This is a genomic window from Microbacterium sp. BH-3-3-3 (genome assembly GCF_001792815.1).
Lineage (GTDB): Bacteria > Actinomycetota > Actinomycetes > Actinomycetales > Microbacteriaceae > Microbacterium.
In genome coordinates this window covers 3,304,413-3,317,458 of record NZ_CP017674.1, presented here as the reverse complement: position 1 = coordinate 3,317,458, position 13,046 = coordinate 3,304,413, and the positions used below count along the sequence as shown (strand labels likewise).

The following is a 13,046-nucleotide window of genomic DNA, read 5'->3' as shown; positions in this document are numbered from 1 at the left end:
CCCCGCGCTCAGGCCCCGGGCTCGGGGGCCGTGGGCGTCGTCGCCGGGGCCGGAGCAGCCGCAGCGGTGGTCGGGTGCTGCGCGTTCGCGAACGCGTCGGCCATCGCACGGCCCTGGATGATCTGCGTCAGGTCGATGCCGGTCGCCGCGCGCACGGCCTCGAACGACGAGCGCAGGCCCGTCGCCGATTCCGCGGCGAGGTGTCCGCTGGCACCCTCTCCGCCGAGCACCGTGATGGAGCCGACGCGGTCGAACCCCTTCGCGAACTCGGTCATCATCGGCACGAGCGCCTCGAGGGCACGCTGCGCGAGCAGAGCCTCCTGGTTGTGCGCCAGGGCCTCGGCCTCGGCGCGGATCGCCTCGGCGCGGGCCTCGCCGGCCAGGCGCACCGACTGCGCGTCGGCCTCGGCGCGCACGCGCACGGCCGCGGCCTCTTGCTCGGCGATCTGCGCGCGGGCCTGCGCGGCCTTGATCTGCGCGTACGAGTCGGCGTCGGCGTTCTTCTGACGCTGGTACAGGTCGGCGTCGGCGACGCGGTTGACCTCGGACTCCAGGCGCGCCTCGGTGTTCTGCGCCTCCTGCTCGAGCACGGCCTGGCGGCGTTCGGCGCGCGCGAGGGCCTCGGCCTGCTCGGCCTCGGCGTTGGCACGGCCGACCTCGGCCTTGGCCGCGGCGCTGTTCTTGTCGAGCGCGGTCTGCTCGATCAGGTTGGCCTCGTCGGTGGCGATCTGGCGCGCGCGGATCTCGCGCACGGCGTTGATGCGGGCGACCTCGGCCTCGCGCTTGACGCGCTCGACCTCGGTGGCACCCAGCGCCGAGATGTAACCGTTCAGGTCGGTGATGCCCTGGATCTGGAACGAGTCGAGGATGAGCCCCTGCGACGAGAGGTCCTGCTTGATGCCCTCGGCGATCTGGTCCGACAGCCGCTGGCGGTCCCGCATGAGCTCTTCGACGGTCAGGGTCGCGACCACTCCGCGCAGCGCACCCTCGAGCTGCTCGGTGGTGAACTGCTCGATCGCCTTGTCCTGCGAGGCGAAGCGCTCGGCCGCACGACGCACGGATTCGGGGTCGGAGCCGATCTTCACCAGCGCGACACCGCTGACGTTCACGGTGACGCCCGTCGACGACTGCGCCGTGGGCTCCATCTTGATCTGGCGGGCACGGAGCGAGATCATCTCGCCGCGCTGGGTGAGCGGGTTGACGATCGCGCCACCGCCGGTGATGACGGTGATCCGCGACGAGTTGCCGTCAGAGCTCTTCTGGCGCTTACCGACGATGACCAGGGCTTCGTCGGCCTTGGCGACGCGGTACCAGCCGCGGATGATGAGCGAGAGGACCAGGAGGACGACGACCGCCACCACCACGACGATGGCGACGATGACTCCGACGGCTCCCAATGCGGCGAGTTCCATGCTTCTCCTTCGACAGGCGCCGAAAGACCGACGCGGGGGAATTGTCTCCAACCTATCCGGGAGGCCGCAGGCGGTGTCCACCCCTTCTGCGCACGAATCCCGTCGCCGGCCGGGTGGGGAGGAGCGTACCGTTGAGGGTGAGGCGGCCCGAACCGCCGAAAGAAGGGTCCCCCATGAAGATCGTTTCGTCGCAGGACTGGCGGGATGCCATCCGCTTCGACGCCCCTGTCCTCGTCGCCGACGTCGTCCCCGGCGACGCCACCCGCTGCGTCGCCTGTGGAACCGACGGCCGCCTGTACGAGCGCACCGAGCTGTGGGCCGTCAAGCACCGCCACCCTAAGCACCACGACGGATTCGTCCGCTTCTACTGCGAGGAGCACACGCCGGCCGCTGCTCCTCCGCCCCCGGCGCCCGTCGAGCTGAAGCGCACCCGCGCGGCCGCTCCTCGTGCCGAGCGCCGCACGCCCAGCTCCAAGCCCACGCCGATCACCGACCGGCCCGTGCGCACGATGTGCCCCGACTGCTTCGTCGAGGTGTCGGTCGGCGGCGACTGCGGAATGTGCGGAGCCCAGGTCGTCTGACGCTCGCAAAAAACGAACCGCCCCGCCACTTCCGCGACGGGGCGGTCGTGCGTCAGAGCGCCGAGATCGTCCAGCTCGCCTCGTGCGACGCTCCCGGGGCGAGGGCGACCACCCCGGTGTCGAAGTCGTAGGCGTCGTCGTTGAACGCGTCGGGCGCGCAGGTCATCGGCTCGACGGCGAGTCCCGCGCGGTGCCCTGGCGTTCCAGGGCCGGCGGGCAGGTCGGCGGTGTGGATCTGCACCCAGGCGCACGCGGCGTCCCAGCTCATGGCCACTCCCGTGCCCGACGGATCGGTGAGGGTCACCGTCGCCCGTGAACCGGCATCCCGCACCAGGTCGGTGTAGGCGTGGTCGATCTCGACCGCGCCGAGCACGCGGGGCGCGCGGAAGTCGAAGCGTTCGGCATCGACGGTGACGGATGCCAGCGCCACGGGTGCGAGTCGGTCCGGCGTCACCTCGAGCACGGTGTCGGCCGGCAGTCCCAGGGTCCAGGCGTCCAGCGGCGCGGAGCCGGCGACGAGGTAGGGGTGGGGACCGGTCCCCCACGGCGCCGGAGTGTCGGCGAGGTTCGTGGCACGCACGGTCTGGGTCAGGCCGTCGGCGCCGAGGCGGTAGGTGGTCGAGACGACGAGCCACCACGGGTACCCGGCCTGCGCCGGCACGGCCGCCGTCAGCGTGACGGCGTCGGCGGTGGCATCCGAGACGTTCCAGCTGACCCACGACAACAGGCCGTGCAGGGCGTGACCGCGATCGGGTTCGGTGAGGGCGAGCTGGTGCTCGGCTCCTCCGAAGCGATGAATTCCGTCGACGATCCGGTTCGGCCACGGGGCGAGAGTCGTCCCGCGATAGGCGGGACGCAACTCGTCGGCGTCGAACGGCACGACGAGATCGCGCCCCTCGTGGGTGAGGGAGCGCAGCGAGGCGCCGACGCTGGCGATCGCGGCCTCATAGCCGTGGGCGCGCAGGACGACGGGGGTGCCCGAGACGACGGTGGGGGTCTCGGTGGGAGCGACATCGGTCATCCCGCCATTATCCCGGCCCGCCGCGTCGGCTCCCGCACCGCAAAACGACGAATGCCCCGATCCGCACGGGACCGGGGCATTCGGGGAGGGCGACTTACTTGAAGGCGTCCTTGACGTTTTCGCCGGCCTTCTTGACGTTGGCCTTGCTCTGATCGGCCTGACCCTCGGCTTCGAGGCGCTCGTTGTCGGTCGCCTTACCGAAAGCTTCCTTGGCCTTGCCGGTGATGTCCTCTGCGGCGTTCTTGATCTTGTCGTCGAGTCCCATGTCGGCTCCTCCCATTAGGTATGCGGGTAATTCCCGTTGCCATCACGGTAGATCTCTGTCCTTTCGGGCTCGGGGGGCTTGAAATTCGGCGCGACCTGAGCAAGGCGTCGGGGTTAGGTTCGAACCGTGCGCCCGGGCCTTCACATCACGCCATTGATCCGAGTCGCGTCGTGAGCGCGTCGTCCGACCCGGGAACGCTCGACGACCTCGTCGACCTTCTCGACGAGTCGCCCGGCGCGCAGCGCGGGAGTGGACGGGGCGGTCGCATCGCCCTGGTCACCTTCCTCGTCGTGGTTCTGATGGTGCTCGCCGGCGGCGGCGGATACGTGTGGTGGGCGTCCTCCGCCGCCCTCCCCGCACCGACCGTCACCTCGGAGGCATCCGCCGTCGCACCCGGCGCGCCCGCGGCGATCGCCCTTCCCTCCGAGGGGGCCATGCTCGTGAGCGTGGCGGGCGGAGAGGACTACCTCGGGCCCGATGCCGCCGGCGCCTTCGCCTCGTCGGGCGGCAATGATCCGCGCCCCCTCGCGAGCGTCACGAAGCTCATCACGGCGATGGTCGTTCTCGATGCGCACCCGCTCGACGGGCCGAACGACCCCGGACCAACCATCTCGTTCACCGAGGCCGACACCGATCTCTACGACCAGTTCTACGTGCAGGGCGTCACGATCGCCCGCATGCCCGACGGCACGTCGATGTCGCAGCGCGACGCGATGGCGACGATGCTGCTGCCGTCCGCGAGCAACTACGCCGTGGCCCTGGCCCGCTGGGGCTTTGGCTCGGAGGGCGCTTTCGTGCAGGCGGCCCGGTCGTGGCTGAGCGCGAAAGGGCTGAACGACACCCGGATCGTGGATGCCACGGGCGTCGACGAACGCAACAGCAGCACGCCCGGTGACCTCGTCGCCCTCGGCCGCCTCGCCGCCGCCGATCCGGTGATCGCGACCCTCACCGCCACCCGCTCGATCAGCGTCGTCGGTCCGGGAACGGTCACGAACACCAACGACCTGCTCGGAACGCTCGGCATCACCGGGCTGAAGACCGGCAACCTCGGCGACGGCCTGTTCAACCTGCTGTTCACGTCGACCCTCGACGTGGGCGTCAGTGGACCGTTGAAGATCACGGGAGTGCGCATGGGCGGGGCGACGCACGACAGCACCGACGCCGACGTGCGCGCGCTGCTGCAGAGCATCGAAGACGGGTTCCACGATGTCTCCGTCGGCCGATTGGGCGATGAGGTCGGCACGATCACCACGCCGTGGGGGTCCACGGCCACCATCGTGCTCGCGAAGAACGCCGCATTGCGAACCTGGTCGGACACCCCCGTCGCCGCCTCGCTCGTCACCGTCGCTCCGCGCAGCTACGCCGACGGCGAGGTCGTCGGCACCGTCACCTGGACCGCCGGCCCGAACACGGCGAGCGCCGACGTGAAGATCTCCGGCACCATCGAGGAGCCCACTCTCTGGTGGCGGCTGACCCACCCGGGCGACCTGGGCTGAGGGGCCGGGGTTTCCGGCATCCGGGGTCCGCGGCCGCGGCCGTCCCCGTCTGAGGTCTCGCCCTGAGGGAGTCGAGTCCGGCTGCTCTTGGTGTGACCGCGGTGTCGAGGGTGGCGGCCCTGACGAACCCCGAGGCACAGCGCGGCGCGTCTAGGAGGTGTGCGACCCCCGGAGCGCGTCCTCGATGACACGGGCATCGACATCGAGGGAGTTGGCCGCGATCGAACGGCGGCGTCGCTTGCCTCCGTCGTGCCGGGTGAACTCGACGCGCGCCGCCTGCAGACCGGACGCACGGAAGACCTCGACGCTCGTCCACTCTCGCGGCCACTCCTCCGCACGAAGGCGAGGCGCCAGCGCCGACGGCCGCTCGATGGCCGGAAACAACACGGAGGTGGGGGTGATCGTGACGGCGACCTCGGGCAGGCGCGGACGCCGCTGCAGCTGCCGTGCTCCCAGCACGATCAGCACGAGGGGAATGACGAGGAGCGCGCCCCCGACGACGACGAAGGCCGCATCGATACCGGCACTCGCCGCCGCGACGAGCGGCACCAGCACCAGCGCCCCGAGCAACGTCCCGAGAACGAGCATCAGGATGCCCCGCATGCGCACGAGCGTGCGGAGGGTCTGCTCTACGACTGTTCTGTGGGCCTCGTCGTACCGCACGACCACCGTCGCGTCGGGGGTCATCGATCCTCCTCAGCGGAGTCGTGGTTCCTGTCGCTGGAATCGTGCGAGGACGTCACGTCGATTCGTTCGCGAACGAAGGCCTCAGTTGTTGAAGCGGAACTCCACCACGTCGCCGTCCTGCATCACATAATCCTTGCCCTCGAGGCGCGCCTTGCCCTTCGCGCGGGCCTCGGCGACCGAGCCGAGCTCGACGAGGTCGGCGAACGAGATGACCTCGGCCTTGATGAAGCCCTTCTCGAAGTCGGTGTGGATGACACCCGCCGCCTGCGGCGCCTTCGCGCCCTGCGGGATCGTCCAGGCACGGGCCTCTTTCGGACCCGCGGTGAGGTAGGTCTGCAGTCCGAGGGTGTCGAAGCCGATACGCGCGAGCTGGTCGAGACCCGACTCGTCCTGGCCGGTGGAGGCCAGCAGCTCCGCGGCGTCTTCGGGGTCGAGGTCGATCAGCTCGGACTCGATCTTGGCGTCGAGGAACACGGCCTTCGCCGGGGCGACCAGGGCGGCCAGCTCGTCCTTGCGCGCCGGGTCGGTGAGCACGGCCTCGTCGACGTTGAAGACGAAGATGAAGGGCTTCGCCGTCAGCAGTCCCAGTTCGCGAATGGGGCTGAGGTCGATCTTGGATGCCGAGAGCAGCACCCCGCGCTGAAGCGCGTCTTCGGCCGCCTTGGCCGCGTCGAGCACCGAGGGGTCGAGCTTCTTGCCCTTGACCTCTTTCTCGTAGCGCGTGATGGCCTTCTCGAGGGTCTGGAGGTCGGCGAGCGCGAGCTCGGCGTTGATGGTCTCCATGTCACCGGCGGGGTTCACCTCACCGTCGACGTGGACCACGTCGTCGTCGGCGAATCCGCGGACGACCTGGGCGATGGCATCCGCTTCTCGGATGTTCGCGAGGAACTGGTTGCCGAGCCCTTCGCCCTCGCTCGCGCCGCGCACGATGCCGGCGATGTCGACGAACGACACCGCGGCGGGCACGAGGCGCTCGCTGCCGAAGACGTCGGCGAGCTGCTGCAGTCGCACATCGGGAAGGTTGACGACCCCGACGTTGGGCTCGATGGTCGCGAACGGGTAGTTCGCGGCGAGCACCGAGTTCTTGGTCAGAGCGTTGAAGAGGGTCGACTTTCCGACGTTGGGAAGGCCGACGATTCCGATGGTAAGAGCCACGGGAGTCCAGATTACCCGGCTGCGACGGATCACACGGCGCCGCACTGCTCCACGTGGGCGCGCGCCGCTCGTCCGAACGCCCGACGCTTACGCCGGGCATGCGCGCGGCGCGAGCGATCAGGGTCGCCGCGCGCGGAACGCGTGGGTGACGTACGGCAGCGCGACTGAGCCGCCGGCGGCGAGTTCGGGAACGGATGCCACCACCTGGTCGACCGCGGCGTCGATACGCGCGCGCTTCTCGGGGTCGGCGGTGATGATGTCGCTGCGCGAGAGAACGAGGTCGCGCAGCTGCGGAAGGGTGATCGTGCGCTCCCAGCGCCACTCGTGATGCTCGAGCTCGCCGAACGGCGCGGCGACCCGGGGTCCGGTCGTCGCGAGCAGGACCTCGGCGTTCGACCCGCCCATGGCGGAGGTCAACCGACGCACCCAGTCGACGCTCTCGTCGCGGATGTTCCAGACGAGGCCCAGCACTCCCCCGCGGCGCAGCACGCGGCCGATCTCGCGGGACCCTTCGTCGGGGTCGACCCAGTGCCAGGCCTGCCCCATGACCACGGCGTCGAGGGCCCCGTCGGGAAGCGGCAGCGCCTCGGCCGTTCCGGCGAACGTGGGCACCCCGCCGACGTTGTGCCGCAGGGTCGCGAGCATGTCGGCATCCGGATCGACCGCCACCACGTCGGCACCGTGCTCCACGATCGTCCGGGTGAATTTGCCCGTTCCGGCGCCCACGTCGGCGACGCGCAATGCACGACCCGGTTCGCGCGCGGGCTCGAGCATCCACGCCACGGCGTCGGACGGGTACGCGGGACGCCCGGATTCGTAGGCGGAGGCCGCCTGTCCGAACGACGTCGACTTCTCGCGATCGGTCATGCCCCGACCCTACGCCGACCCTCCGACACCACCACGGGCGTCGCCGTCGCGACCGGTCCCGGCGACACGCGGGCTTCCCGGCGCGCCTCCCGCCGTCGACGTCGACCGGCGGTGAAGGTGGTTCCGTGGCTTTGGATTTCACCGCGATCGACTTCGAGACGGCGAACTCCAGCGGCGCCTCCGCGTGCGCCGTGGGGCTCGCCCGGGTGCGCAACGGACGGGTCGTCGCGACCGCGGCGTGGCTGATCAAGCCCCCGAGCGGGCACGACCACTTCGCGCCGATCAACGTGGGCATCCACGGCATCCAGGCCGCCGACGTCGCACACGCCCCCGACTGGAGTGCTCAGCTCGCCCGGCTCACCGCCTTCGCCGGGGCCGACGTGCTCGTGGCCCACAACGCCGGGTTCGACATGTCGGTGCTGCGCCGTGCCTGCGCCGCCACCGGCGACGAGTGCCCGCCGTACCGCTACCTGTGCAGCGTGCAGATGTCGCGCAAGACCTACACGCTCGACTCGTACCGTCTTCCGCTGGTGGCCGCCGAGGCGGGCTGCTCGCCGTTCGCGCACCACGACGCCCTGGCCGACGCGGTCGCGTGCGCCGAGATCACGATCGACTGCGCCCGCCGCGCGGGGGCCGACGACGTGCAGGCCTTGGCCTCGCACCTGGGCGTGCGCATCTCGCGCGTCCCCGTCGAGTCCGCCGAACGCGCCGTCGCCTGACCTCCCGGCCCGTCTCTCGGGCGATGTCGGAGGTCTGGTGCATGCTGACCCCATGGATGCCATCGCCCTCGTTCTCGTGATCCTCGCGCTCGCCCTCGGCGTAGCCGGCGGGTGGGTTGTCGCCTCGGCGCGCGCAGCGGCGCGGGGTGCGGTCGAGCAGCAGGCGCTCGGCGCCCGCGTGGCGGCGGCCGAGACCGCCCGCTCCGGTCTGCAGGCGCAGCTCGATCACCAGGTCGCGTTGTACCGCGAGCTCGTCGGTCAGTCCCGCTCCGACCAGGCGGCGCGCGAAGAGCGGGAGCGGCGCGAGCAGACGGTGCTGCGGGCACTCGATCCCGTGCGCGAGACCCTCGACGCGATGCAGCGCAAGGTCGACGGCCTCGAGCGCGACCGCGTCGAGCAGTACTCCGCGCTCGGTGAGCAGCTGAGGCTCTCGCGCGAGGCCGACGAAGCCCTGCGCGCGACCACCGAATCCCTGGCCTCGGCGATGCGCTCGGGAACGACCCGCGGGGTGTGGGGCGAGACCCAGCTGCGGCGCGTGGTCGAGGCCGCGGGCCTCACGCGGTACGTCGACTTCGATCTTCAGGCGTCGATGTCCAGCGACGCCGGCGCCGGTCGCCCCGACATGGTGGTGCGCCTCCCCGGGGGAAAGGCGCTGGCGGTCGACGCCAAGGTCCCCCTCGAGGCGTACCTGCAGGCCAGCGCCATCGCGGTGACCGCCCAGGGCGACGAGGGCGCGCGCCGGGCGAGCCTGCTGTCGCGCCATGCCAAGGCGGTGCGGGCGCACGTCGACGCGCTCGCGAAGAAGACCTACTGGGCAGGTCTCGCCTCGAGCCCCGAGTTCGTCATCTGCTTCCTTCCGAGCGAATCGCTGCTCGCCTCGGCCCTCGACGAAGACCCGGCCCTGCTCGACTATGCGTTCACCCGGCGCGTGGCGCTCGCGTCCCCCGTCAACCTGTGGGCGGTGCTCAAGACCGTCGCGTTCACGTGGACCCAGCAAGACGTCTCCGACGAGGCGCGCACCCTCTTCACACTCGGCACCGAGCTGTACGAGCGGGTCGGCGTTCTGGCCGGGCACGCCAACGACCTTCGTCGAGCGATCGAGAAGACCGTCGACAGTTACAACAGGTTCGCGGGCTCGCTCGAGTCACGCGTCCTGGTGACGGCCCGCAAGTTCCCGGGTATCGACGAGACCAAGCTCGACGCCGTCGCCGCACCCGCCGCGCTCGACGCGACCCCGCGCCGGTGGACGGCGCCCGAGATGATCGAGCTCGACGGCATCACGACGACGACCGACGGCGCAGCCGATCCGCACGAAGCGGAGTCCCTCGGGTCACCGACCGGCGTCGCGGTTTCGGCCGATCTGGGGGGCGTGCGCGAACGCGCCGGACTGTCCGACGAGAATCTTCACGGCTGAGACCCGCCGGGCCTCGAGCTCAGGAGCCGCCCGGAACCCAGCTGAGCAGGCTGATCACCGCAGCCGAGACGCCCACGAAGGCGCCGACCATCCACCAGGCGCTGATCTCGTGCCCCTCGTCGCGGCGAACGCGAAGCAGGACATCGGGGCGACGTGCGGGGTCCACCGCGCTGGCCACCACCGCGTGCGCACCTGTCTGAGGTGCGGTCGAATTCGTCGGAGCTGCTGCCATGGACGATCCCCCTTCGGGTCTCGGAAGTCACAGCGTCACCGTTGACACTGCTGACGATTCTGCCAGACAGCCTCTCCGACACCGGTCACGCTTGCGTCACGACACGCCCGGCTGTAGGTGCGCATCGGCTGAGCGCGGCGTGCCGGGGCGGCCTGCACGGCGCGTCAGGGTGAGACTGCACGCCCCGAGGCCGCGGCTCCTCCCCGACGGGGTCAGAGCCACTTCGACGTGAGGTGCTCCGACGTGATGCGGCGCAGAGTTCCCGACGCGCCGCGCAGCACGACACTCTCGGTGTAGAGGAAGTCGCCTTCGCGGCGAACGCCCGCGACGAGCTGACCATCGGTCACGCCGGTGGCGACGAAGATCGTGTTCTTGCCCTTCACCAGACCATCGGCCTCGTAGACCTCGCCGTCGACCTGCAGTCCGGCGTCGCGGCCCTTCTGCTTCTCGTCGTCGTTGCCCGGGGTCAGAATGCCCTGGATGTGACCGCCGAGCGCCTTGATCGCGCACGCCGTCACGATGCCCTCGGGGCTGCCGCCGATGCCGACGCACATGTCGGTGCGGGCGTTGTGGCGGGCCGCGTTGATGCCTCCGGCGACGTCGCCGTCGCTCATCAGGCGGGTACCGGCTCCGGCTTCGCGGATCTCGGCGATGAGCTTCTCGTGGCGGGGACGGTTCAGCACCGACACGACGATCTCGTCGACGGGCTTGCCGAGCGCCTTGGCCAGCAGACGGATGTTCTCGCCGATCGGAAGGCGGATGTCGACGACACCGACGCCCGCGGGACCGGTCACGAGCTTGTCCATGTAGAACACGGTCGAGGCGTCGAGCATCGTGCCGTGATCCGAGACCGCGATGACCGACAGGGCGTTCTGGCGACCGGCGGCGGTCAGCGAGGTGCCGTCGATCGGGTCCACGGCCACGTCGCAGCGGGGGCCGCGGCCGCTGCCGACGCGCTCCCCGTTGTAGAGCATGGGGGCGTTGTCCTTCTCGCCCTCACCGATGACGATCGTGCCGTCGAAGTCGACGGTGCTGAAGAAGGCGCGCATCGCGTCGACCGCGGCGCCGTCGGCGGCCTCTTTGTCGCCGCGACCGATGAAGGGAACGGCGCGGATGGATGCCGCTTCCGTCGCCCTCACCAACTCGAGAGCCAGGTTTCGGTCGGGATGCAACGGGCTCATGTCGGCAGTCAGGCTCACCATGTGGCCACTGTATCCACCGGGAGCGCGACAATCCCGGGATTTGACCGACGCCAAGGCGAAGGAATCGCTCTTCTTAACGAATGGGCAGAAGTGCACCGTTCCTACCGAGGTCGCACCGTCACGATCCGGCGCCTTCGCTAGGCTGACGGTGTCCCGACAACACCAAGGAGCACCTCCATGCCCGTCGCTTCCCCTGAGCAGTACGCCGACATGCTCGACCGCGCCAAGGCCGGCAGCTTCGCGTACCCCGCGATCAACGTCTCGAGCTCGCAGACCATCAACTCGGTGCTCCAGGGCCTGACCGAGGCCGGCTCCGACGGCATCATCCAGGTCACCACCGGTGGTGCCGACTACTTCGCCGGTCACACGGTCAAGGCCCGCGCCACCGGCGCCCTCGCCTTCGCCCGCTACGTCACCGAGGTGGCGAAGAACTACCCCATCACGGTGGCCCTGCACACCGACCACTGCCCGAAGGACGCCCTTCCCGGCTTCGTCCTGCCGCTGCTCGAAGCCTCCGAAGAAGAGGTCAAGGCCGGTCGCAACCCCATCTTCCAGTCGCACATGTGGGACGGCTCGGCCGTTCCCCTCGACGAGAACATCGACATCGCGGCCGAGCTCCTCCCCCGCATGAAGGCCATCAACGCCATCCTCGAGATCGAGGTCGGCGTCGTCGGCGGCGAAGAAGACGGCGTGCAGCACGAGGGCTCGAACGACGCGCTCTACACCACCGTGGCCGACGTCACGAAGGCCGTCGAGCGTCTCGGCCTCGGCGAGAACGGCCGGTACATCTCGGCCCTCACCTTCGGCAACGTGCACGGCGTGTACAAGCCCGGCGGCGTCAAGCTCCGTCCCGAGCTGCTCGGCGAGATCCAGGAGGGCATTGCCGCCAAGTTCGGCACCGGCCCCAAGCCCCTCGACCTCGTCTTCCACGGCGGCAGCGGCTCGACCGATGAAGAGATCGCCCTCGCGGTGGCCAACGGCGTCGTGAAGATGAACATCGACACCGACACCCAGTACGCCTTCACGCGCTCGATCGCGGGCTACATGTTCTCGAACTACGAGGGCGTGCTCAAGCTCGACGGCGAGGTCGGAAACAAGAAGCAGTACGACCCCCGCGCCTGGGGCAAGGTCGCCGAGTCGGCCATGGCCGTCCGCGTGGTCGAGGCCACGAAGCAGCTCGGCTCGTACGGCCAGTCGAAGAGCTGACCCACCCGCATCACCGCGAACGCCCCGGCCTCGGCCGGGGCGTTCGTCGTTTCCGGATGCCACGGCCCGAGCCTGACCCGCAACGCTCGCCCGCCGTGCACAACGGCAGCTCAGCCCGGCGACATGCTGATCTCACGCCGCCGCGAACGGCGTGGCATCGAAACGCCCCGCCGTTGTGCGCGCACCCCGCCTCGGGCGACCGGATGCCGAGACCCCGCGTCTCAGCCCCGGTACACCTCGAGCACCGTCGGCGCGCCCTCGGGCGAGGACACGATCTCGATCGCATCGCCCGCGCGCACCTCCCCCGCGCGTCGCACCCGCAGGTACGCGCCGAGGCGCCCCTCGTCGGAGAACCGCTTCACCCATCCGCGCGCCGCGGCGCCTCCGACCCAGCGCGCGAACGTCGCGCAGGGGGTGCGCGGCATCGTCACCTCGACCTCGACGGTGTCGCCGATGCGCCACACCTCGCCGATACGGGCGCCGTTGACGTCGAGCCCCTCGACGCGCAGGTTCTCGCCGAACCAGCCGGCGGGCAGCTCACGGTCGAGTTGCCCCTCCCAGAACTCGGCGTCGTCCTGCGCGTAGGCGTACACCGCCTTGTCGGGGCCGCCGTGGTGCTTGCGGCTCGCCTGCACGTCGGCGCGGACGCCGAGCTTGCCGACACGCACCGCCCCGTCGAGCGGGCGCTTGTCGATCGCGGTGACGCCGATCGACCCGGCATCCGGGTGCAGGCGGTGAACGGCGCAGACGGCGACGAGACGAGGCATGCGACGATGCTACGGCCGTCCC

14 protein-coding genes are annotated in these 13,046 nt (G+C 70.4%); 5 read left to right on the top strand and 9 right to left on the bottom strand.

Features of this window, described 5'->3' with window-relative positions; all coding sequences use genetic code 11:
- Positions 1-8: 8 nt before the first annotated feature.
- Positions 9-1,412 carry a flotillin family protein gene (locus tag BJP65_RS15280; protein WP_055836146.1) on the bottom strand — a complete coding sequence of 468 codons (1,404 nt, stop codon included), beginning with the start codon at positions 1,410-1,412 and terminating at the stop codon, positions 9-11.
- 173 nt (positions 1,413-1,585) lie between these two features.
- Here BJP65_RS15280 and BJP65_RS15275 point away from each other — a divergent pair, with 173 nt between their 5' ends.
- Positions 1,586-1,993 (top strand): hypothetical protein, encoded by a 408-nt coding sequence (locus BJP65_RS15275; RefSeq protein ID WP_055836143.1) that lies wholly within the window; start codon positions 1,586-1,588, stop codon positions 1,991-1,993.
- A 52-nt stretch (positions 1,994-2,045) separates the two neighbouring features.
- Here BJP65_RS15275 and BJP65_RS15270 read toward each other — a convergent pair whose 3' ends face one another.
- Entirely contained in the window at positions 2,046-3,014 is a 969-nt protein-coding gene (locus BJP65_RS15270) for an aldose 1-epimerase family protein (protein WP_070409683.1), read from the bottom strand.
- Between the two features lie 94 nt (positions 3,015-3,108).
- Positions 3,109-3,279, bottom strand: a complete 171-nt coding sequence (locus BJP65_RS15265) for a CsbD family protein (RefSeq protein WP_055836137.1) — start codon at positions 3,277-3,279, stop codon at positions 3,109-3,111.
- 170 nt (positions 3,280-3,449) lie between these two features.
- Here BJP65_RS15265 and BJP65_RS15260 point away from each other — a divergent pair, with 170 nt between their 5' ends.
- Entirely contained in the window at positions 3,450-4,775 is a 1,326-nt protein-coding gene (locus BJP65_RS15260; RefSeq protein WP_258027496.1) for a D-alanyl-D-alanine carboxypeptidase, read from the top strand.
- Between the two features lie 150 nt (positions 4,776-4,925).
- On the opposite strand, the gene BJP65_RS15255 is transcribed toward BJP65_RS15260, so the two are convergent.
- The 3 genes from BJP65_RS15255 to BJP65_RS15245 all read right to left on the bottom strand — a co-directional run bounded on the left by BJP65_RS15255 (position 4,926) and on the right by BJP65_RS15245 (position 7,484).
- Positions 4,926-5,462 carry a hypothetical protein gene (locus tag BJP65_RS15255; protein ID WP_070409682.1) on the bottom strand — a complete coding sequence of 179 codons (537 nt, stop codon included), beginning with the start codon at positions 5,460-5,462 and terminating at the stop codon, positions 4,926-4,928.
- Between the two features lie 81 nt (positions 5,463-5,543).
- A complete protein-coding gene (ychF, locus tag BJP65_RS15250; RefSeq protein WP_055939562.1) occupies positions 5,544-6,617 on the bottom strand; it encodes a redox-regulated ATPase YchF in 1,074 nt (357 codons plus the stop codon).
- Between the two features lie 117 nt (positions 6,618-6,734).
- On the bottom strand, positions 6,735-7,484 hold the full coding sequence (locus tag BJP65_RS15245) for a class I SAM-dependent methyltransferase (RefSeq protein WP_070409681.1): 750 nt from the start codon (positions 7,482-7,484) through the stop codon (positions 6,735-6,737).
- A gap of 125 nt (positions 7,485-7,609) precedes the next feature.
- Between BJP65_RS15245 and BJP65_RS15240 the strand changes: the two genes are divergently transcribed.
- Together BJP65_RS15240 and BJP65_RS15235 are read left to right on the top strand one after the other, a co-directional pair.
- A complete protein-coding gene (locus BJP65_RS15240) occupies positions 7,610-8,203 on the top strand; it encodes a 3'-5' exonuclease (RefSeq protein ID WP_070409680.1) in 594 nt (197 codons plus the stop codon).
- Between the two features lie 52 nt (positions 8,204-8,255).
- A complete protein-coding gene (locus tag BJP65_RS15235) occupies positions 8,256-9,617 on the top strand; it encodes a DNA recombination protein RmuC (protein WP_070409679.1) in 1,362 nt (453 codons plus the stop codon).
- A 19-nt stretch (positions 9,618-9,636) separates the two neighbouring features.
- Here the strand turns inward: BJP65_RS15235 and BJP65_RS15230 are convergent, their stop codons facing one another.
- Positions 9,637-9,849 carry a hypothetical protein gene (locus tag BJP65_RS15230; protein WP_055836109.1) on the bottom strand — a complete coding sequence of 71 codons (213 nt, stop codon included), beginning with the start codon at positions 9,847-9,849 and terminating at the stop codon, positions 9,637-9,639.
- 212 nt (positions 9,850-10,061) lie between these two features.
- Positions 10,062-11,051 carry a class II fructose-bisphosphatase gene (glpX, locus tag BJP65_RS15225; protein WP_070409678.1) on the bottom strand — a complete coding sequence of 330 codons (990 nt, stop codon included), beginning with the start codon at positions 11,049-11,051 and terminating at the stop codon, positions 10,062-10,064.
- Between the two features lie 177 nt (positions 11,052-11,228).
- On the opposite strand from glpX, the gene fbaA reads away from it, so the two are divergent.
- Positions 11,229-12,257 (top strand): class II fructose-bisphosphate aldolase, encoded by a 1,029-nt coding sequence (gene fbaA, locus BJP65_RS15220; RefSeq protein ID WP_055939551.1) that lies wholly within the window; start codon positions 11,229-11,231, stop codon positions 12,255-12,257.
- A 221-nt stretch (positions 12,258-12,478) separates the two neighbouring features.
- On the opposite strand, the gene BJP65_RS15215 is transcribed toward fbaA, so the two are convergent.
- Positions 12,479-13,024: an MOSC domain-containing protein gene (locus tag BJP65_RS15215; protein ID WP_070409677.1), complete on the bottom strand. Its 546-nt coding sequence runs from the start codon at positions 13,022-13,024 to the stop codon at positions 12,479-12,481.
- Positions 13,025-13,046: the final 22 nt, after the last annotated feature.